The organism is Micrococcus sp. EWR3.9.1 (assembly GCF_052615555.1).
Map to the genome: position 1 here is coordinate 55,448 of NZ_JBQXFD010000010.1, position 19,178 is coordinate 74,625.

16 protein-coding genes and 1 pseudogene are annotated in these 19,178 nt (G+C 72.8%); 10 read left to right on the plus strand and 7 right to left on the minus strand.

Translation table 11 applies throughout. From position 1 onward, the window contains the following. Positions 1-139: 139 nt before the first annotated feature. The gene (locus ACUJ8O_RS07765; RefSeq protein WP_078025379.1) at positions 140-1,411 is read right to left on the minus strand and encodes an Nramp family divalent metal transporter; all 1,272 of its coding nucleotides are present in this window, start codon (positions 1,409-1,411) and stop codon (positions 140-142) included. A gap of 199 nt (positions 1,412-1,610) precedes the next feature. Here ACUJ8O_RS07765 and ACUJ8O_RS07770 point away from each other — a divergent pair, with 199 nt between their 5' ends. Further along, positions 1,611-1,982: an ectoine synthase gene (locus tag ACUJ8O_RS07770; protein WP_036338798.1), complete on the plus strand. Its 372-nt coding sequence runs from the start codon at positions 1,611-1,613 to the stop codon at positions 1,980-1,982. 83 nt (positions 1,983-2,065) lie between these two features. Beyond that, positions 2,066-2,806 (plus strand): YoaK family protein, encoded by a 741-nt coding sequence (locus ACUJ8O_RS07775; protein ID WP_020624812.1) that lies wholly within the window; start codon positions 2,066-2,068, stop codon positions 2,804-2,806. Here ACUJ8O_RS07775 and ACUJ8O_RS07780 read toward each other — a convergent pair. Beyond that, positions 2,781-3,989, minus strand: a complete 1,209-nt coding sequence (locus ACUJ8O_RS07780) for an acyl-CoA dehydrogenase family protein (RefSeq protein ID WP_158184180.1) — start codon at positions 3,987-3,989, stop codon at positions 2,781-2,783. The two genes, ACUJ8O_RS07775 and ACUJ8O_RS07780, sit on opposite strands and share 26 nt — an antisense overlap. Positions 3,990-4,139: 150 nt before the next feature. On the opposite strand from ACUJ8O_RS07780, the gene ACUJ8O_RS07785 reads away from it, so the two are divergent. Together ACUJ8O_RS07785 and ACUJ8O_RS07790 are read left to right on the plus strand one after the other, a co-directional pair. Further along, positions 4,140-5,921 carry an AMP-binding protein gene (locus tag ACUJ8O_RS07785; protein WP_036316146.1) on the plus strand — a complete coding sequence of 594 codons (1,782 nt, stop codon included), beginning with the start codon at positions 4,140-4,142 and terminating at the stop codon, positions 5,919-5,921. A gap of 78 nt (positions 5,922-5,999) precedes the next feature. Continuing rightward, positions 6,000-6,557, plus strand: coding sequence for a MarR family winged helix-turn-helix transcriptional regulator (locus ACUJ8O_RS07790; protein ID WP_036316148.1), 558 nt, complete (start codon positions 6,000-6,002; stop codon positions 6,555-6,557). Positions 6,558-6,586: 29 nt separating this feature from the next. On the opposite strand, the gene ACUJ8O_RS07795 is transcribed toward ACUJ8O_RS07790, so the two are convergent. Beyond that, on the minus strand, positions 6,587-7,360 hold the full coding sequence (locus tag ACUJ8O_RS07795) for an SDR family NAD(P)-dependent oxidoreductase (RefSeq protein WP_036316150.1): 774 nt from the start codon (positions 7,358-7,360) through the stop codon (positions 6,587-6,589). Between the two features lie 179 nt (positions 7,361-7,539). Between ACUJ8O_RS07795 and ACUJ8O_RS07800 the strand changes: the two genes are divergently transcribed. From ACUJ8O_RS07800 to ACUJ8O_RS07815, 4 genes are read left to right on the plus strand one after another with little or no spacing between them, the layout of a single operon-like run. Next, positions 7,540-9,066, plus strand: coding sequence for a CoA-acylating methylmalonate-semialdehyde dehydrogenase (locus ACUJ8O_RS07800; RefSeq protein ID WP_051995285.1), 1,527 nt, complete (start codon positions 7,540-7,542; stop codon positions 9,064-9,066). A 34-nt stretch (positions 9,067-9,100) separates the two neighbouring features. Beyond that, positions 9,101-10,018 carry a 3-hydroxyisobutyrate dehydrogenase gene (gene mmsB / locus ACUJ8O_RS07805; RefSeq protein ID WP_036316151.1) on the plus strand — a complete coding sequence of 306 codons (918 nt, stop codon included), beginning with the start codon at positions 9,101-9,103 and terminating at the stop codon, positions 10,016-10,018. After that, positions 10,015-10,812, plus strand: a complete 798-nt coding sequence (locus tag ACUJ8O_RS07810) for an enoyl-CoA hydratase (protein WP_158184179.1) — start codon at positions 10,015-10,017, stop codon at positions 10,810-10,812. The genes mmsB and ACUJ8O_RS07810 overlap by 4 nt, the downstream gene beginning before the upstream one ends. Beyond that, positions 10,809-11,996 carry an enoyl-CoA hydratase/isomerase family protein gene (locus ACUJ8O_RS07815; RefSeq protein ID WP_445373291.1) on the plus strand — a complete coding sequence of 396 codons (1,188 nt, stop codon included), beginning with the start codon at positions 10,809-10,811 and terminating at the stop codon, positions 11,994-11,996. Before ACUJ8O_RS07810 ends, ACUJ8O_RS07815 begins: the two co-directional genes overlap by 4 nt. An 88-nt stretch (positions 11,997-12,084) precedes the next feature. On the opposite strand, the pseudogene ACUJ8O_RS07820 reads toward ACUJ8O_RS07815, so the two are convergent. Next, a pseudogene (locus tag ACUJ8O_RS07820) lies at positions 12,085-13,218 on the minus strand (acyl-CoA dehydrogenase family protein). A gap of 165 nt (positions 13,219-13,383) precedes the next feature. Between ACUJ8O_RS07820 and ACUJ8O_RS07825 the strand changes: the two are divergent. Then, complete coding sequence (locus ACUJ8O_RS07825) at positions 13,384-14,331, plus strand: PaaI family thioesterase (RefSeq protein WP_095347337.1); 948 nt, start codon at positions 13,384-13,386, stop codon at positions 14,329-14,331. Positions 14,332-14,467: 136 nt separating this feature from the next. Here the strand turns inward: ACUJ8O_RS07825 and ACUJ8O_RS07830 are convergent, their stop codons facing one another. The 3 genes from ACUJ8O_RS07830 to ACUJ8O_RS07840 are packed head-to-tail and all read right to left on the minus strand — an operon-like array spanning position 14,468 to position 18,028. Further along, positions 14,468-16,159, minus strand: a complete 1,692-nt coding sequence (locus ACUJ8O_RS07830) for a cytochrome b/b6 domain-containing protein (RefSeq protein ID WP_233263240.1) — start codon at positions 16,157-16,159, stop codon at positions 14,468-14,470. Positions 16,160-16,211: 52 nt separating this feature from the next. Continuing rightward, positions 16,212-17,249, minus strand: coding sequence for an electron transfer flavoprotein subunit alpha/FixB family protein (locus ACUJ8O_RS07835; RefSeq protein WP_036315473.1), 1,038 nt, complete (start codon positions 17,247-17,249; stop codon positions 16,212-16,214). Further along, positions 17,246-18,028 carry an electron transfer flavoprotein subunit beta/FixA family protein gene (locus ACUJ8O_RS07840; protein ID WP_095347321.1) on the minus strand — a complete coding sequence of 261 codons (783 nt, stop codon included), beginning with the start codon at positions 18,026-18,028 and terminating at the stop codon, positions 17,246-17,248. The genes ACUJ8O_RS07835 and ACUJ8O_RS07840 overlap by 4 nt, the downstream gene beginning before the upstream one ends. A 181-nt stretch (positions 18,029-18,209) precedes the next feature. Here ACUJ8O_RS07840 and ACUJ8O_RS07845 point away from each other — a divergent pair, with 181 nt between their 5' ends. Next, positions 18,210-19,139 (plus strand): NUDIX hydrolase, encoded by a 930-nt coding sequence (locus ACUJ8O_RS07845; protein ID WP_036315469.1) that lies wholly within the window; start codon positions 18,210-18,212, stop codon positions 19,137-19,139. Positions 19,140-19,178: the final 39 nt, after the last annotated feature.

A 19,178-nucleotide genomic window follows, 5' to 3' on the forward strand; every position in this document is an offset into this window, starting at 1 on the left:
CTTTCGTTGATGAAACGGCGGCGTGTCGAAGCGCTTTCGTTCAGGAAACGGGTGACGGGAGGAATGACTCAGTCGCATGCCGTCGGCTCACGATAGTCGGTAAGGGACGTCATTCGGCGGCGCGCGTCATCGCCGGGCCTCAATCCCACAGCCCGGCAAGCCCGCCCAGCTGGTAAACCGCGAGCCCGATGACGACAAGACAGACAAGCCCTCCCAGGGCGTTGGCCAGTGGGCCGTTCCGATGCGAGCCCATCAGCCGACGACTGTTCATCACGACCATCAGGAATACGGCCACGATGGGCAAGAGAAGCCCGTTCGCCGCCTGTGCGATGACGATGACCTCCGTGGGATTCGTTCCCGTCAGGGCAATGACGGCACCGATCGCAAGGACTGCGCCCCACACGATGCGAGCAGGGACGCTGCGCAGATCGGTGTCCTGGCCCAGTGTGCCGGCAATCGCGTACGCCGCGCCGAGCGGGCCAGCTACGGCGGACGTGAACCCGGCCGCGAACATGCCCGCCGCGAACACCCAGCCAGCCGCGTCCCCGAGGAGGGGTTCCAGGGCGGAGGCGAGGTCCCGACCGGTCTCGGCCTGCATGCCCTTGACGTACATCCCACCGAACGCCGTCGCCATCACGGCCAGAGTGATTACACCTCCGACGGAGATCGACACCGCCGTGTCCGTTCTCGCCGCTCGGAGAGATTCCCGCGAATCCAGACCCGGCCCCCATTTCTCCTGCACCAAACTCGCGTGCAGGAAGAGGTTGTAAGGGACCACGGTGGTCCCGATCAGTGCGACCGCCAGCAACGCCGTGCCGGGTGGCAGCCGGGGAATGAACATGCCCATCAAGAGGTCGCCGATCGGAGGCTGAACTAGGACTGCAGTGACGATGAACAGCAGCCCCAATAACCCGACCATGACGGTCAGCACCCGCTCGATCAGTTTGTAGCTGCCTGTCCAGAGCAGAATGCCGATCGTGAGGACGATCCCGATGACGACCACGGGCTGACTGAGTCCGGTCACACTAGTCAAGGCGAGGGCGGTGCCGACTGTGTCACCACCGGCGTAGGACGCCCCTCCGATGCCGATCGCCGCGACGACGAGGATCGCCATGACAAGTCGTGCCGGCACCGAGGAGAACACCTCGCGCAGAGCGTGTCCGAGACTCATGCGGGTCGCGAGGCCCAACCGTCCCGACATCTCCTGCAAGACGATGGTGGCCAAAATTGAGAAGACGACAGCCCAGGCCAGGACGAATCCCTGCTCGGCTCCGGTAACGATGGAGGTTGTGATGGTCCCCGGCCCGATGAAGGACGCGGCGATGATTAGCCCCGGACCGAAACGACTAGGCCTCTCGTCTTGGGGCAACACCTCATTGGAGAACCGGCCATCCCTCGCCTGCGTTGCCATCGCGTCTCCTCCATCTCCGGCCCGCATGGGTCAAGATGAAGCGTATGCCGGGTATGATGCACATCATAGTGGATCTGGACTATTTCATCCCATATGAGCCCCCACGTGTTGCCCCTTATGGTCTGAGACGGGCATCCCTACGATGGAGCCAGGGCTACGGCCCTTTGCCCGACCCGCAGAGCTCGCCGAAAGGAACGCCATGTACACCCGTAGCCGGAACGACGTCGAGAAGGTCGAGTGGGGCGGAGGCACCTCCGAACGCCTCATCACCGCGAAGGACGAGATGGGTTTCGCCGTCGCCCACACGATCGTGCGCGCCGGATCGTCCTCGAAGCTCCAGTACCGCAACCACAAGGAGGCCTGTTACTGCATCGCGGGCAACGGCTCCGTGGTGGAGCCGGACGGCACCGTCCACGAGATCACGCCGGGTGTCATCTACGTCCTGCCGGACCACGAGCCGCACGACCTGCGCGGCGGCACCGAGGACATGCACCTGATCTCGGTGTTCAACCCCGCCATCACCGGCGACGAGAAGCACACCCTGTCGGAGGACGGCTACTCCAGCTACTGAGCCCGGGCACGGTGACGGGAGGCGTCGACGACGGCGCCTCCCGCGTCGGCGCCGACGGCGGCGTCCGGTCGTAGGGTGGCGGGGTGCTCAACCTGTGCGCCCCCGAGCGCACCGTGCGCCGCAACACCCACCTGGCGCTGGTGCTGACCGCGATCGCGGGGATCCTCAACTCCGTGGGCTTCGTCGCCGTGGCCACGTACACGTCCCACATGACGGGGATCGTGGCGTCCATGGCGGACGCGGCGGTCCTCCACGCCCCGGGTCTGGTCGGCACGGGCCTGCTCGCGCTGGCCATGTTCATCCTGGGCGCGGTCGTCTGCGCGCTGGTGTTCAACTGGGGCCGGGTCAACGGCCTCCGCTCGCGCTACGCCAACATCCTCCTGCTCGAGGGCGTCGGCATGCTGGTGTTCGGCCTGCTCGCCGAGCACGTCCGCGATGCGCACCGGCCGCTGGTCGTGGTGGCCGTGCTGTGCTTCACCATGGGCCTGCAGAACGCCTTGATCACCCGCATCGGGGCGTGGCCGATCCGCACCACGCACGTGACGGGCATGGTCACGGACATCGGCGTCGAGCTCGGCAAGATCCTGTACCGCAACGGCCCCGGGGCCGCGGCCCCCGTCGTCGGGGAACCGCGGCGCGTGGGACTGCTGGCGCTGCTCGTGGCCCTGTTCTTCCTGGGCGGGGTGGCGGGCGCGGCCGGTTACCTCTGGCTGGGCTTCGAGGTGGTCATCCCGGTGGCCGGCGTGCTGCTGCTCATCGCCCACCGCCCGCTGGTCCAGGACCTGCAGGACGCGTGGCTCACACGAAGGCCGAGACGCCGGTGAGGGCCCGCCCCACGATCAGGGTGTTCATGCCGTAGGAGCCCTCGTAGGAGTAGATGGCCTCCACGTCCCCCATGATCTTTGCGATCTCGTGCTCCGTGAGCAGGCCGTTGCCGCCGAGGGCGTCGCGGGCGAGCGCCGCCGAGGACCGGGCCAGCCGGGTCGAGGTGGCCTTGGCCATGGCCGCGTGCATCATCTCCATCCGCCCCTCCTGCCGCAGGGCGTCCACCTGGAGCATCATGCCGGCGGACGCGGCGAGGTTGCCGGCGACCTCGGCGATCTGGGCCTGGATCAGCTGGAACGCGGCCAGCGGGCGGCCGAATTGCTCCCGCCGCAGCGCGTAGGAGCGCAGCACGTCCAGCACGCCCATCTGCGCGCCGACGCCCTGCCAGCCGACCCACATGCGCGAGTCGCGCAGCAGGGCGCGGGTGGCGGCGAAGGTGGTGGCGCCGGGCAGGATCGCGTCCGTGGGCAGGCGCACGTCCAGGGTGATGTCCGCGTTCTGCATGATCCGCAGGCCCATCTTCCCGCTGATCTTGGTGGCCTCGTAGCCGGGGGTGTCGGTGGGCACCACGAAGCCCTTGATCTCGCCGTCGGCGGTGTCGCGCGCCCAGACGAGCGCGACGTCGGCGATCGTGCCGGCCCCGATCCAGCGCTTGGCGCCGCGGATGACCCACTCGTCGCCGTCGCGGGTGGCGGTGGTGGCGAGGCCTCCGGCGATGTCCGAGCCGTGGTCCGGCTCGGTGAGGCAGAACGCGCCCAGGGCATCGAAGGATTCGAGGCGCCCCTGCCACGTGGCCTTCTGACGCTCTGAGCCCAGGCCGGCGATCATGCCGAGGTTGAGCTCGTTGTGGATGCCCACGAGGGCGGACAGGGACAGGTCCACACGGGCGATCTCCGCGTGCACGAGCTGCTGGAACAGCGAGGACGAGCCGTCCAGGACGAGGCGCCCCAGACCCAGCTCGGCCAGGCCCGGCAGCAGGTCGAACGCGAACTCCTCGGCGTCCCAGTAGCGGGTCAGGTGTGGCCGCACGCGGGTCTGCAGGTGGTCCTCGATCGCGTCGAGCCGGGCACGCTCGACCGGTTCGAGGCGGTCCCGCAGGCGCAGCAGGTCCACGTGGGGCAGGCCGGGGGGGACGGCGGGCGCGCCGGAGTCGGGGACGGGGCGGTCGGCGATGGCGGTCATGGCTCTCCTTCGGGGGCGGTCCGACGACGGCGGGCGGTTTCGCCGCGAATCCGACTGTAGGACTTCCAACTATCCAGGTCTGCCAGTAGTGTTCCAGATCACAGGCCCCCGGCCAAGGATCCGTTCAGCAGCCATCCCGAGGAGGGACCCATGACCGTCCAGGACCCCACCGCCGTCGCCGCCCCGTCACCGACGGAGGTGTTCCGCGCGGCCCGCGACCTGCTGGTCGAGTGCCAGACCGACTATGAGCGCGCCCGCGCCGAGTTCGAGTGGCCCCGCTTCGAGCACTTCAACTTCGGCTTCGACTGGTTCGACCGCCTGGCCCAGGACCCGGCCCGCGCGGACGTGCCGGCGCTGATCATCGCCGAGGACGACGGGCGCAGCACCGAACGCACCTTCGCCGAGCTCTCCGCGGCCTCCAGCCGGGTGGCGAACTGGCTCTCCGCGCAGGGCCTGCGCCGCGGCGACCGCCTCATCCTGATGCTGAACAACCAGGTGGAGCTGTGGGAGTTCATGCTCGCCTGCATCAAGCTGCGGGTGGTCATGGTGCCCACCACCACGCAGATGACCTCCGGGGACCTCGAGGACCGCGTGACGCGCGCCGGCGCCGCGTGGGCCGTGGCCGGCGCCGAGGACCTGGCCAAGTTCGCCGGCGTCGGCGAGGACCTGCACCTGGTGCACGTGCCGGGCGTCTTCGCGGAGGGCCCGGCGCGCCGCGCCCCCGAGGTCGCCGGCCACACCGTGCTCTCCTACGACGACGCCGACGACGCCGCCACCGAGCTGACCCCGGCCGAGCCGACCCCCGCCGACGAGACGCTGCTCTTCTACTTCACCTCGGGCACCACCTCGAAGCCGAAGCTCGTGGAGCACACCCACACCTCGTACCCGGTCGGCCACCTCACGACGCTCTACTGGATCGGTCTGGAGCCGGGCGACGTGCACCTCAACGTGGCCTCCCCGGGCTGGGCCAAGCACGCGTGGTCCAACTTCTTCGCCCCGTGGATCGCGGAGGCCACGATCTTCGTGCACAACGCCCGCAAGTTCGACCCCGCGGCCCTGATGGCCAACATGGAGCGCTACGGCGTCACGAGCTTCTGCGCCCCGCCCACCGTGTGGCGCATGCTCATCAAGGCGGACCTGGCGCAGCTGACGACCCCGCCGACCAAGACCATCTCCGCGGGCGAGCCGCTCAACGCCGAGGTGATCGACCAGGTGCACAAGGCGTGGGGCACCACGATCCGCGACGGCTTCGGGATGACCGAGACCACCCTGCAGATCGCCAACACCCCGGGCCAGAAGGTCGTCATCGGCTCCATGGGCCGCCCGCTGCCCGGCATGGACGTCACCCTGCTCGACCCGCTCACGGGCCAGGAGGCCGAGGAGGGCGAGATCTGCCTGCGCCTGGACCCGCGTCCGGTGGGCCTGCTGAAGTCCTACTACGGCAACCAGGAGAAGACGGACGAGGTGTTCCGCGACGGCGTGTTCCACACCGGCGACATCGCCCGCCGCGACGAGAACGGCGTGCTGACCTATGTGGGCCGCGCGGACGACGTCTTCAAGTCCTCGGACTACAAGGTGTCCCCGTTCGAGCTGGAGTCGGTGCTGGTCAAGCACCCGGCCGTGATGGAGGGCGCGATCGTCCCCACCCCGGACGAGCTGCGCCTGGCCGTGCCGAAGGCCTTCGTCACCCTCGCCCCGGGCCACGAGCCCACCGCGGAGACCGCCCGGGCGATCCTGCGGTTCACGCTCACCCAGCTGCCCCCGTACAAGCGCATCCGCCGCATCGAGTTCCTCGAGCTGCCGAAGACCATCTCGGGCAAGATCCGCCGCGTGGAGCTGCGCAAGGCCGAGGTCGAGCGCGCCCAGACGGGCGCCGCCCCGGACGGCTACGGCACCGAGTTCCGGGAGGAGGACCTGGACCTGCAGCGCTGACCGGCCGTTCCCCGCCACCGCCCCGTCCGTGTCCGGCGGTGGCGGGGGACCCCCGGTGCGCCGCTAGTCTGGAGCGCCATGAAGAAGCCACCCCTCGCCCAGGACCCCATCCGGGAGGCCGCCCGGAACTGGGAGCGTCACGGATGGGGTGACGTCGCCCGCCCGATGGCCGCCATCACCTCGATCATGCGGGCCCAGCAGATCCTGCTGGGTCGGGCGCAGGCCGCGCTCAAGCCCTACGGGCTCACCTTCGCGCGGTACGAGCTGCTGGCGCTGCTGAACTTCTCGCGCGAGAAGCGGATGCGGATGTCCAAGGCGTCCGCGCTCCTGCAGGTCCACCCCACCTCGGTGACCAATGCGGTGGACCGGCTCGAGGCCGCCGGGCTGGTGGAGCGCACACCCCACGAGTCGGACCGCCGCGCGCTCGTGCTCGCCCTCACGGACGAGGGCCGGCGCGTCGCCGTCGCCGCCACGGAGACGCTCAACGCCGAGGTCTTCGGCCGTTCCGGCTTCGGTCCGGCGGACGTGGACACCCTCATCGACGTCCTCGGCCGGTTCCGCGCCGAGGCCGGCGACTTCCAGGCCGACGGCCCCGACGCCGGCGCGCCCGCGACGGCGGAGCACACCTCCTCCTGACGCGCCCTCCGGCCTCCGGACCGTCCGACTCAGCGGGGCTCGAGGCGCACGGCGCCGTCGAGCCGGATGACCTCGCCGTTCAGGAACGGGTTGGACACGATCTGCTCGACGAGCAGCGCGTAGTCCTCGGGCCGGCCGAGGCGGGCCGGATGCGGGGTCTTGGTGGACAGCGCCTCGCGGGCGGCCTCGGGCAGGCCGGCCATCATGGGCGTCTCCATCAGACCGGGGGCGATCGTGACCACGCGGATCTGCGAGGAGGCGAGCTCGCGGGCCGCGGGCAGGGTCAGCGCGACCACGGCGCCCTTGGAGGCGGAGTACGCGATCTGGCCGATCTGCCCGTCGTAGGCCGCCACGGAGGCGGTATTGACGATGACGCCGCGGTCCTCGCCGAGCGGCTCCTGCGCCTTCATCGCGGCGGCGGCCTGGGCCATCATCGACACGGTGCCGACCGCGTTGATCGCCAGAACCCGGCTCAGCACCTCGGTGGACAGCGGCCCGTCGCGACCCACGAGCTTGCCCGGCGTCGCCACGCCGGCGCAGTTGACCAGCACCCGCAGCGGCCCGGCCTCCAGCGCGGCGGCCACGGCCTCCCGGGCGGTGTCCTCGGCGGTGACGTCGCCCGTCACGAAGCGCGTGCGGGGGCCGAGGGCGGCCACGGCGTCGGCACGGACGGTCTCGCCCTCGCGGTCCGGCAGGTCGACCACCACGACGGCGGCGCCCGCGTCCGCCAGGCGGCGGGCGGTGGCATGGCCGAGGCCCGAGGCCCCGCCGGTGACGATCGCGCTCTGGTTCGACAGGTCCATGGACGGACCCTCCCTTCCTCCTCGGGATACCCCCCGAGTTCGATAGTTGCATGTCCTACGTTCTCATCCTAGATTAGCGGAAGAGTAACCCAGATCACACGCACAGCCGGGCCCGTCACGCCCGCCGTGGGCGGCGCCGCCCGGCGTCCGCCTTCCGCCTGGACCCGCGAGGAGCCCCCATGTCCGAGAAGACCGCGCCCACCGAGACCGCCCCCGTGATCCCCCACTTCGTGCACGGCGAGCGGCGCGAAGGCGCCTCCGGCCGGCACGGCGACGTCTACCACCCGGCCACGGGCGGCGTGGCGGGGCGCGTGCCGCTGGCCTCCGCCGAGGAGATCGACGCCGCCCTGGCCTCCGCCGAGGAGGGCTTCGCCGCGTGGTCGAGGCTGAACCCGCAGCGCCGCGGCCGCATCCTGCTGCGCTGGGTCGACCTGATCAACGAGAACATGGACGAGCTGGCCACCGTGCTCGCCCAGGAGCACGGCAAGACCTTCCCGGACGCCAAGGGCGACATCCAGCGCGGCATCGAGGTCGTGGAGTTCGCCGCGGGCGCCCCGCACCTGCTCAAGGGTGAGTTCACCGCCGACGCGGGCACCGGCATCGACGTGCACTCCATCCGCCAGCCGCTCGGCGTGGCCGTGGGCATCACGCCCTTCAACTTCCCGGCGATGATCCCGCTGTGGAAGGCCGGCATCGCCCTGGCGGCGGGCAACGCCTTCGTCCTCAAGCCCTCCGAGCGCGACCCCTCCGTCCCGGTGCGCCTGGCCGAGCTGGCCCTCGAGGCCGGCATGCCCGCCGGCGCCCTCAACGTGGTGCACGGCGACAAGGCCGCCGTGGACGCGCTCATCGAGGACCCGCGCGTCAAGGCCGTCGGCTTCGTCGGCTCCACCCCGATCGCGCAGTCCATCTACGCCCACGCCGGCCGCATGGGCAAGCGCGCCCAGTGCTTCGGCGGGGCCAAGAACCACGCCGTGGTCATGCCGGACGCGGACCTCGAGATGACCGCCGACGCCCTGGTCGGCGCCGCCTTCGGCTCCGCCGGCGAGCGCTGCATGGCGATCTCCGTGGCCGTCCCGGTCGGCGAGGAGACCGCCGACCGCCTGATCGCGCTGCTCCGCGAGCGCGTGAAGGACCTCAGGGTCGGCCCGTCGCTCGAGGCGTCCTCGGACTTCGGCCCCGTCGTCTCGAAGGACGCGAAGGAGCGCATCGAGGGCTGCATCGCGGCCGGCGTCGAGGCGGGCGCCGACCTGGTCGAGGACGGCCGGGGCGTCGTCGTCGAGGGCCACGAGGACGGCTTCTACGTGGGCGCCACCCTGTTCGACCGCGTCACCCCGGAGATGAGCATCTACCGCGAGGAGATCTTCGGCCCGGTGCTCTCCGTGGTCCGCGCGAAGGACTACGAGGAGGCGCTCACGCTCGTGAACGAGCACGAGTTCGGCAACGGCGTGGCCATCTTCACCCGCGACGGCGACGCCGCCCGCGACTTCTCCACCCGCGTGGACACCGGCATGGTCGGCGTGAACGTGCCGATCCCCGTGCCGATCGCCTACTACACCTTCGGCGGCTGGAAGGCCTCCGGCTTCGGCGACCTGAACCAGCACGGCACGGACGGGCTGAAGTTCTACACCAAGACGAAGACCGTCACCACGCGCTGGCCCTCCGGCGTGCGCGAGGGCGCCAGCTTCGTGATGCCGGCCGGCTCGTGACCGCCCCGCAGCCCGTCCCGACCAGGAGGACCCCATGACCACCGTTCTGTTCCTCGGCCTCGGCCACATGGGCGGCCCCATGGCCGCCAACCTCGCCGCCGCGGGCCACCGCGTGCTCGGCTTCGACCTCGTCCCCGAGGCCCTCGAGAAGGCCCGCGCGGCCGGCGTCGAGACCGTCACGGACACGGCCGCGGCGACCGCGGCGGCCGACGTCGTGCTGACCATGCTCCCCCACGGACGCCTGGTGCTGGACGTCTACCGGGGTGAGGACGGCGACGGCGGCCTGCTCGCCGCCGCCCGCCCCGGCACCGTGTTCCTGGACTGCTCGACCATCGACGTCGCCGAGGCCCGCGAGGCGGCCGCGGCGGCGGAGGCAGCGGGCATGCGGGCGGCCGACGCGCCGGTCTCGGGCGGCCAGGTGGGCGCCGAGGCCGGCACCCTCGCCTTCATGGTGGGCGCCTCGGACGAGGTGTACGCCGAGGTGCTGCCGCTGCTCGAGGTCATGGGCGCGCGGATCGTGCACTGCGGGGCCGCCGGCCTGGGCCAGGCCGCGAAGATCTGCAACAACATGGTGCTGGGGGTCACGCAGATCGCCGTCGCCGAGGCCTTCGTCCTGGGCGAGCGCCTGGGCCTGCAGCACCAGGCCCTGTATGACGTGATGAGCAAGGCCTCCGGGCAGTGCTGGTCCCTGACCACCAACTGCCCGGTGCCTGGCCCCGTCCCCGGCTCCCCCGCGAACCGGGACTTCCAGCCCGGCTTCGCCGGCGCCCTGATGGCCAAGGACCTCGGGCTCGCGCTCGCGGCCCTGGACGAGCAGGGCGTGGCGGCCGACCTGGGGCGCCTCGCGCAGGCCAAATACGCCGAGTACGCCGCCGGAGAAGGCGCCGCCCGCGACTTTTCCGGCATCATCGAGGACATCCGAGCATCACACACGGACAGGAGCGAGGCATGAGCGAGCAGACCACCCCGGACGGCGCCGAGTCGCCGATCATCGTGGAGCGGCAGGGCCGGATCGGCCACATCCGCCTGAACCGGCCGAAGGCCCTGAATGCGCTGAACGAGGCGACGATGCGTGCCGTCGTCGCGGCGGTGCAGGAGCTGGACACCGACCCGGAGATCGGGGCGATCCTGCTCTCCGGCTCCCCCAAGGCGTTCGCCGCCGGCGCGGACATCAAGGAGATGGCCACCAAGGAGTTCTCCGAGATGTACGCGGCCGACTGGTTCGCCGGCTGGGACGGGCTCACCCGTGCCCGCACCCCCATCGTGGCGTGCGTGACCGGCTACGCCCTCGGCGGCGGCTGCGAGCTGGCCATGATGGCCGATGTGCTCGTGGCCGGCGAGGGCGCGAAGTTCGGCCAGCCCGAGATCAACCTCGGCGTCATCCCCGGCATGGGCGGCTCCCAGCGCCTGACCCGCGCCGTGGGCAAGGCGAAGGCCATGGACATGATCCTCACCGGCCGCATGATCGGGGCCGAGGAGGCCGAGCGCATCGGGCTCGTCTCCCGCGTGGTGGCCGACGAGAAGGCCCTCGAGGAGGCGCTGGAGGTGGCCGCGACCATCGCGTCCAAGTCCAAGCCGGCCTCCTGGATGGCCAAGGAGGCCGTCAACGCCGCGTTCGAGACCACGCTCGCCCAGGGCATCGCCTTCGAGCGCCGCGTGTTCCACTCCGCGTTCGCCACGGCGGACCAGAAGGAGGGCATGGACGCGTTCACGGCCAAGCGCGAGGCGGGGTGGCAGCACCGATGAGCGACGCGCAGTCCACCGCGACGACGGCCCCCGCGGCCGCACGGGACGGCGCGGCGGGTGAGGTGCTCCTCGAGGTCCGCGACGGCCTCGGCCGCATCACGCTGAACCGTCCGCGCGCCCTGAACGCGCTGACGCAGGACATGGTCCGGGCGATCGACGCGGCCCTGACCGACTGGGCCGCGGACCCCGCCGTGCGCGGCGTGCTGATCCGCGGCGCCGGGGAGAAGGGGCTGTGCGCGGGCGGCGACGTCGTCTCCCTGCACGCCTCCCTCACCGGCGGACGGTTCGAGGAGGCCGCCCAGTTCTTCCGCGACGAGTACCGGATGAACCACCGCATCTCCGCGTACCCCAAGCCGTACGTGGCGTTCATGGACGGGATCGTCCTGGGCGGCGGCATGGGCGTGTCCGTGCACGGCTCGCACCGCGTGGCCACCGAGCGCACCCGCGCCGGCATGCCCGAGACGGCGATCGGCTTCACCCCGGACGTCGGCGGCTCGTACCACCTGGCCCGCGCCCCGTTCCACGCGGGCCGACACCTCGCCGCCACCTCGGCGCACGCCTCGGGCGCGGACGCCGTGGCCCTGGGCCTGGCCGACGCGTTCGTGGAGTCCGCGCGGCTCGACGAGCTCGAGCAGGCCCTCGCCGCGGCGCTCGGCGCCCTCGGCTCGGCCGCGGACGCGGGCGCGCGCGACGACGCCGCCTTCGCCGCCGCCGACGAGGTGCTGGCCCGGTTCGCGGTGGCCGAGGACGCCCGGCCCGCCTCCGCCCTGGTGGCCGACCGGGAGTGGATCGAGGACGCCTACGGCCGGGAGACGGCCGCCGAGGTCCTCGCCGCCCTGGACGAGCGCGCCGCCGCAGGCGGGGAGCACGCCGAGGCTGCGGGGAAGGCCGCCGAGGCCATCCGCACCAAGTCCCCGACCGCCGTCGCCGTGGCCCACGAGGCCCAGAACCGCCTCGCCGCGCACGGGCAGGACCTGACCGTGGCAGACGCGCTGCGCCAGGAGTTCACGATCGGCACCCACCTGATGCGCGAGCCGGACATGGCCGAGGGCATCCGCGCGCTGCTCGTGGACAAGGACAAGGATCCGACGTGGAGCCCGGCCCGGCTCGAGGACGTCTCGACCGAGGACGTGGCCGGGCACTTCGAGCCCGTGTCCGGGGTGGACCCGCTGCAGCTCGGCTGAGCCCGCCCCGACGGACCGCGCCCCGTGGTCACGTGTGGGGACCGCGGGGCGCCGTGCTGGGTGGGGCGACCGGGTGGGGCCCCCGACGTCAGCCGATCAGGCCGCGGCCCACGATCATGCGCATGATCTCGTTGGAGCCCTCGAGGATCCGGTGCACGCGCAGGTCCCGGACGAGCTTCTCCACGCCGTATTCGTGCAGGTAGCCGTAGCCGCCGTGCAGCTGCAGGGCGGTGTCGGCGGCCTCGTAGCCGGACTCGGTGGCCACGAGCTTGGCCATGGCGCACAGGCGCACGGTGTCCGGGTCGTTGCGGTCCAGGGCGTCCGCGGCGCGCATGAGCATCGTGTGGGCGGTCTCCAGCTTCACGGACATGTCCGCGAGCTCGAAGACGAGGGCCTGCTTGGTGGTGAGCGGCTCGCCGAACGCGCTGCGCTCCTTGAGGTAGCGGGTGGCCTTGTCCAGGGCGGCCAGGCCGCCGCCGATCGAGCAGGCGCCGATGTTCAGGCGGCCGCCGTTGAGGCCCTTCATGGCGATGCGGAAGCCGTCGCCCTCCTCGCCGAGGCGGTCGGCCACGGGCACGCGGACGTCCTCGAAGATCACCTGGCGCGTGGGCTGGGTGTGCCAGCCCATCTTCTTCTCGCTGGGGCCGAAGGACAGGCCGGGGGTGTCCTTGTGGACCACGACGGCGGAGATCCCCCGGGCGCCCGTGTCCGCGGTGCGGCACATGACCACGTAGTAGCCGGAGGAGCCGGCGCCGGAGATGAACTGCTTGACGCCGTTGAGGACGTAGTGGTCGCCGTCGCGGACGGCGCGGGTCTTCAGCGCGGCCGCGTCCGAGCCGGCGCCGGGTTCGGTGAGGCAGTAGCTGGCCAGGTGCTCCATGCCCACGAGGTCGGGGATCCAGCGGGCGCGCTGCTCGTCGCTGCCGAAGGAGTCGATCATCCAGGCGACCATGTTGTGGATGGAGATGTAGGCGGCGAAGGCCGGGTCCGCCTTGGCGAGCTCCTCGAAGATCAGGATCGCGTCCGTGCGCGCCAGGCCGGTGCCGCCGTGCTCCTCCCCCACGTAGATGCCGCCCAGGCCGAGCTCGCCGGCCTCGGCGAGGACGTCCACCGGGAAGTGCTACTCGGCGTCCCAGTCGAGGGCGTGCGGGGCGACGCGCTGCTCGGCCAAGTCGCGGACGGCGTCGACCAGGGCCTTCTGGTCATCGGTGATGGGGAACATGGGTTCGTCCTCCTGGGGCTCGGTCCGGCCGCGCGGGCGGTCCACGACGGGGTGGGGCGGGGGTGACACCGCGGGCGGCGACAGGGTGTGACTGTCGTCACCATGATAATAGGACATCCAATGATTTGCCGTGTCGCCACCGGGCCGTGGGCTAGCGTGCTCCCCGTGCAGACCACCACCAGCCCCACCTCGGACTCGCCCACCGGCCCCCGCTCCCACGCCTCCGGCCGCACGGAACAGCTGTTCGGCATCCGCCGCCACGCGCTGATGAGAGAGCGGGACGGTGCCCTCAACCCTGCCGCGTTCGAGGTCGGCCCATGGTGCCTCGACCTGGACGGCCGGCCCACCGGCGCGGCGGCCACCGTGATCATGGACAACGCCACGGCGGTGGCCGTGCACCACGCGGCCCGGGACATCGAGACCGTGGTCACCACCGAGCTGCAGGTCAACGTGCTCGGCCCGCTGCCCGCCTTCGACGCGGCGGCGGTCACGGCCGGGGACGAGGACGGCCCGCTGCTGGAGTGCTGGACCCGCCCGCTGGCCTGGGATGCCGGCGGCGGCGTGGCCCGCGCGTGGCTCGAGGACGCGGACGGGCGTCGCGTGGTCGAGGCGACCGGCTGGTTCCAGTCGGTGCCCGCCGGAGCGCCGGAGCGGATGGCCGAGTTCGTCGCCGCCGGACGGCTGCCCCGCGGGGCCGAGACCCGTGTGCCCATGCCGGAGCTGCTCGCCGCCCGCCCCGAGTCGCTGCCGACGGCCGATCCGGACACGCGCCCCGCCGTCGCCGCGGCGCCGACCGCGGGCGCCCGCTTCGCCCCGAAGCCGGAGCTGGCCAACCCGTCGGGCGCGGTCCACGGCGGGGCCATGACGCTGCGGGCGGTCACCGCCGCGCAGGCGGCCATGCCGGACCGCGAGCGCTACGACGTCCAGGCCGTGCGCGTGGTGTTCGTGCGCCCGGGGCACGGCGAGATGGTCGCCCTCACGCGGGTGCGGCACGCGGGCCGGTCCCTGCGCCTCGTGGACGTGGACCTCGTGCCGGTCGGCGCCGACGGCGTCCCCGTGGCCGACAAGCCGATGGTCCAGGTGCAGGTCACCTTCCGCGCGACCCGGAGCTGACGCCCCGCCCGCCCGAGCGCCCGAGCGCTTTCGAACGTGAGAAAGGGCCTATCTCACGTTCGAAAGCGCTCATTCCCCCGAGATCACGTTCGAAAGTCCCGGTGGGAGGAGGAGGGGCCGTCGTCGTGCGGCCGGCTCAGCGGCCCACGGTGCCGAACCGGGAGGCCACGGGGGCCGTGAAGGCGGGCTTCAGGAAGAACCACGCGGCGGCGGTGACCGCCACGCTCACGAGGAACACCACGAGGCCCCACGCGTCGGTGGCACCGCCCCGCGAGGTGTACATGTGGTTCAAGTTCGTCAGCAGGCCCGTGAAGGCCACGAGGAACACGTGCACCACGATGAACGCCACGAAGAAGACCATCACCGGGAAGTGCACCTTGCGGGCCACTTCCATGGGGAACGCCTTGTTCAGTCCCTTGGCCTCCGTGGGGAACCACGAGGACATGCGCCAGCCCGTGAGGGCGGCGAGCGGGGCGGCCACGAACACCACCAGCGCGTAGGAGAGCATCTGCAGCGCGTTGTAGTGCACCCAGCCGTTCTCCGTGGGCCAGTCCAGGGACAGGTACTGGATGCCGGCGGACAGGGCGTGCTGGAACACGTGCGGGTCCGTGGGCACGATCCGCGCCCAGTGGCCGGTGACGATCAGCAGCACCACGAAGATCACGCCGTTGAGCAGCCACAGCGCGTCGAGGGCCTGGTGCGTCCAGATGGTGAGCGAGAACTTCTTCGGGGTGTTGCCCCGCGCGGAGAACAGGCCGTCCTTCGTCGGAGTGAAGTTGGCCGGAGGCCGCGTCTCGTGACGGATCTGCAGGCCCGTCCGGATGATCAGCACCATCAGGAACATGTTCAGGAAGTGCTGCCAGCCCATCCACCAGGGCATCCCCTCGGGGGTGCCCTCGGGCAGGACCGGGTGCCCGTCGTAGGTCGCGATGAAGTCCGCCACCGGGTCGAGGCTCCGCAGCCAGCGTCCGGCCAGCACTGCGAGCAGCGCCAGCACGACGACGCCGGCCACCGCCGGCAGCGCCTTGCGCAGGCGGGACGGGGCGGCGGATTCGGCGGTGTCCGTCTCCGCGGCCCGAGCGGGCGTGCCGGTGGCGGCCCCGGGGGCGGCCCGGGGCGGCTGCGCGGTGGAGGCCGGCGGGGCCGAACGGGTGTCCGGCGCGGTGGGAGCCGGCTCCGCAGCCGGCGCCGCGGCCACGGGGGCGGCGACGGCCGGTTCCGCATCGGCCGGCTCCGCGGCGGCGGGCTCGGCGGTGGCCGGCTCGGCGACGACCTCCTGCGCCACCATCTCCGGCGCGGTGGGGCCGCCCACGGCGGCGAGCTCGGTGAACCACTCCCCCTCCCGGGCGAACGGCACGTACCCGGCCATGCGTCGCCGCTTCGCGAGCGGCACGAGGTCGGACTCCACGGGAGCGCCCACCCCGGCCGCGGCCGGCGCACCGGTCGCGGAGGCGACGACGGCCGCCACGTCCGGCACGACGGGCTCGGTCTCCGCGGGTGCGGGGGCCCGCGTCGGGGACGCCGAGGCGGCGATCGGCTCGGGCGCGACGGACCGCGCCGGGGCGGCGGCCGGGATCGATCCCGCGGCCGGGGCGGGGGCGCCGCCGAGCCACTCGGCCTCGCGGGCGAACGGGACGTACCCGGCCATGCGGCGTCGCGCGGACAGGGGCGTGAGGCCCGACGTCGGCGCGGTCGGCGCCACCGGGACGGCGGCCGCGGCCGAGGCGGGGGCCGCCGTCGTGGTGTCCTGCGCCGGGGCGGGGGCGGGCTCGGTCTCGGCCGGGGCGCCCTTCAGGGGGACGTAGCCGGCCATTCGCTGCTTGGGCATGCTTCTCCTCGTCCGAGGGGCGCGGTCCGCAGCGGACCGCGCCCGCACCGGTTCAGCCGCGGCGGGTGCGCAGCTGCTCGATGACCTGCGGGACCACCTGGAAGATGTCCCCGACCACGCCGAAGTCGGCGTGCTCGAAGATCTCGGCGTCCTCGTTCTTGTCGATCGCCACGATGGTCTTGGCGGTCTTCATGCCGGCCAGGTGCTGGATGGCGCCGGAGATGCCGAGGGCGATGTACAGGTTCGGGGACACGATCACGCCGGTCTGGCCCACCTGGCGCTCGGCCGCGGTGTAGCCGGAGTCGACGGCGGCACGCGAGGCGCCCACGGCGGCGCCGAGCTCGTCGGCGAGCTGCTCGACGATCGCGAAGCCCTCCTCGGAGCCCACGCCGCGTCCGCCGGCGACGACGGTCTTGGCGCCGCGCAACGGCGGACGGGCGGAGTTCTGCGTGCGGGCGTTCACCTCGAGCACCCGGGCGCCGGCGGTCACCGGGCCCAGCTCGGCGGCGGCCAGCTCCACGACCTCGGGCGCCTCGACGGCCGGGGCCCGGTCCGCGACGGCGCCGGGGCGCATGGTGATGATCCGGGGGCCGCCCTCGCCGGTGGACTCGCTGAGGTAGTCGCCTCCGAACACGGAGTGGCGGGCGATGACCTCGTCGTCGGCCCAGCGCAGCCCCACGGCATCCGCGCAGACGGGGCCGCGGGCGCGGACGGACAGGCGGCCGGCCACCGCGCGGGACTCAGGACTGCCGGAGAGCAGCACGGCCACGGGCGCGGTGCGGGCGGCCGCGGCGGCGAGGGCCTGCACGGCGGCGTCGCCGAGGGTGGTGGCGGCGTCGTCGGCCACGAGGACGTGGACGCGCGTGGCGCCGTACTCCCCCAGCCGGGCGACGGCGGCGTCCCTGCCCTCCGCATCGGTCACGAGGACGGCCTCGGGCACGCCCACGGTGGCGGCCGCGCCGAGCAGCTCGGCCACGACCGGGCGGAGCGCGCCGTCCGCGCCGATCTCGGCGTGCACCAGCACGGTCTGACCGCTGTTCGCGGCGTCGGTCTGCGTCGTCATCTCGGTCTCCTCCACGTTCGCGCTCACACGAGCCCCCGACCCGCGAGGAACTCCACCAGCCGCTCGGCGGCGGTGCCGTCGTCGGTGATCTTCTCGCCCGCGGCACGCTCGGGACGCGTGTCCGCCGAGACCATCACGGAGCGGTAGGCGGCCTCGGCCGGGCCCGCGGCGATGCCGAGGTCGGCCAGGGACAGCACGGTGAGCGGCTTCTTCTTGGCCGCCATGATGTTCTTGAAGTTCGGGAACCGCGGCTCCGCGGTCTTCTCCGTCAGGCCCGCCACGGCGGGCAGGGCGACGGCGGCGCGCACGTCCGCGTCCGAGGTCGCCACGGTGCCGGTCAGCTCGCCGTCGGCCAGCTCGGGGGCCTCGGCGTGCGGCAGGTAGGGCCGGTCCAGGAGCTCGGCGACCATGGCCGGCACCACGCCGGTGCCGCCGTCCGTGGACAGCGTGCCGGCGAGCACGAGGTCGGCGCCCTCCTTCTCGACGGCCGCGGCGATCACGCGGGCCGTCTCCACGGCGTCCGAGCCGACGAGCGCGTCGTCGGTGATCTGCACGGCGGAGTCCGCGCCCATGGCCAGCATCTTGCGCAGGGTCTTCGAGGAGTCCTCGGGGCCCACCGTCAGGGCCACGACCTCGACGTCCGCGCCGGCGTCCCGCCAGCCCAGGGCGACCTCCATGACGCGCTCACTGATCTCGTCCGGCACGGGCTCGGCCGCGCCGTCGCGCACCACCCAGCCGGTCTCCAGGCTCAGCTCACGCTCCTGCCACGTGTCCGGCACCTGCTTGGCCAGCACCAGGATCTTCACGGCCTCTCCTCCTCGGCTCACGGTCTCGCCCCGGGGCCTCCGCCCCGAGCACGGTGACTTACGCTACAGACTACGGGTCCGCGCACGTCCGGGCCGCATGACCCGCGCGCGGGAGCGGCCGGGCCGCCGTCGTCGTCGGCCCGTGGGTCCGGACCATGATCCCCCGAACCGAGGAGGCACCGTGAGCCCCGCCGCCCCGTCCGCCGAGCCGCCGGTCGCCGAGCCGCCGGTCGCCGAGGACCGGCTCCGGGTCCCGGCGGTGCCCGCCTCCTCCCTCGTGCTGGTCCGGCCCGGGGCCGGCGGCGAGACCTCGGTGTTCACCGTCCGCCGCGCCGGGACCATGGCCTTCAGCGCCCACGCCACGGCCTTCCCCGGCGGCCGCGTGGACCCCGCGGACGACCTGTCGGACCGATTGTGGGAGGGCACGGACCTGGCCGACTGGGGCCGGCGCCTGGGGTTGCCGCACGAGCCCGTGGGCGCCCAGGGCACCCTCGCGGAACTCGACCCTGCCGAGGGCGCCGGACGCGTGCTCGCCGCCGCCGTCCGCGAGACGTTCGAGGAGACCGGGGTGCTCCTGGCCCGCGACGCGGCCACCGGCACCCCCGTGGACCCGGCCCGGGTGGCCGCGTTCCCCGACGAGCTGCGTGACGCCGTCGAGCGCCACGAGGTGGACTTCGGGGAGCTGCTCGACCGCGAGGGGCTGCGCCCCGACGTCGGCGCGCTCGTGCCGTGGTCCCGGTGGATCACCCCGCACGGGGGCCCGCGCCGCTACGACACGTTCTTCTTCGCCGTCCACCTGCCCCAGGGCCAGTCCCCCGAGCGGATGTCCTCCGAGGCGGCCAGCCACGGCTGGGCGTCCCCCGCCGAGCTGCTGCGCCGCTTCCGGGCCGGCGAGGTCAACCTGATGGCCCCCACGTGGTGGCAGCTGCGCACCCTGGTCGACGCCGGTGAGGACGTCCACGCGGGCCGCTCCCGGTTCGAGCCCCTCGAGGGGGTCATGCTCGTGGCCGGGCAGGGGCCCGTGTTCCCCCACGCGGACGAGTATCTGCGTGACCTGACGGCGTTCCGCGCGGCCGCGCAGGTGGAGGAGTCCAAGGACAACATCCTCTGAGCGCTCCCGGCTCCGGACCGTGCGGCGGGCGACGGGCCG

Coding starts and splice junctions, on each gene's coding strand:
- ACUJ8O_RS07765 (WP_078025379.1), bottom strand. CDS start 1,411: ATGGCAACGCAGGCGAGGGATGGCCGGTTCTCCAATGAGGTGTTGCCC.
- ACUJ8O_RS07770 (WP_036338798.1), top strand. CDS start 1,611: ATGTACACCCGTAGCCGGAACGACGTCGAGAAGGTCGAGTGGGGCGGA.
- ACUJ8O_RS07780 (WP_158184180.1), bottom strand. CDS start 3,989: ATGACCGCCATCGCCGACCGCCCCGTCCCCGACTCCGGCGCGCCCGCC.
- ACUJ8O_RS07785 (WP_036316146.1), top strand. CDS start 4,140: ATGACCGTCCAGGACCCCACCGCCGTCGCCGCCCCGTCACCGACGGAG.
- ACUJ8O_RS07790 (WP_036316148.1), top strand. CDS start 6,000: ATGAAGAAGCCACCCCTCGCCCAGGACCCCATCCGGGAGGCCGCCCGG.
- ACUJ8O_RS07795 (WP_036316150.1), bottom strand. CDS start 7,360: ATGGACCTGTCGAACCAGAGCGCGATCGTCACCGGCGGGGCCTCGGGC.
- ACUJ8O_RS07800 (WP_051995285.1), top strand. CDS start 7,540: ATGTCCGAGAAGACCGCGCCCACCGAGACCGCCCCCGTGATCCCCCAC.
- mmsB (WP_036316151.1), top strand. CDS start 9,101: ATGACCACCGTTCTGTTCCTCGGCCTCGGCCACATGGGCGGCCCCATG.
- ACUJ8O_RS07810 (WP_158184179.1), top strand. CDS start 10,015: ATGAGCGAGCAGACCACCCCGGACGGCGCCGAGTCGCCGATCATCGTG.
- ACUJ8O_RS07815 (WP_445373291.1), top strand. CDS start 10,809: ATGAGCGACGCGCAGTCCACCGCGACGACGGCCCCCGCGGCCGCACGG.
- ACUJ8O_RS07830 (WP_233263240.1), bottom strand. CDS start 16,159: ATGCCCAAGCAGCGAATGGCCGGCTACGTCCCCCTGAAGGGCGCCCCG.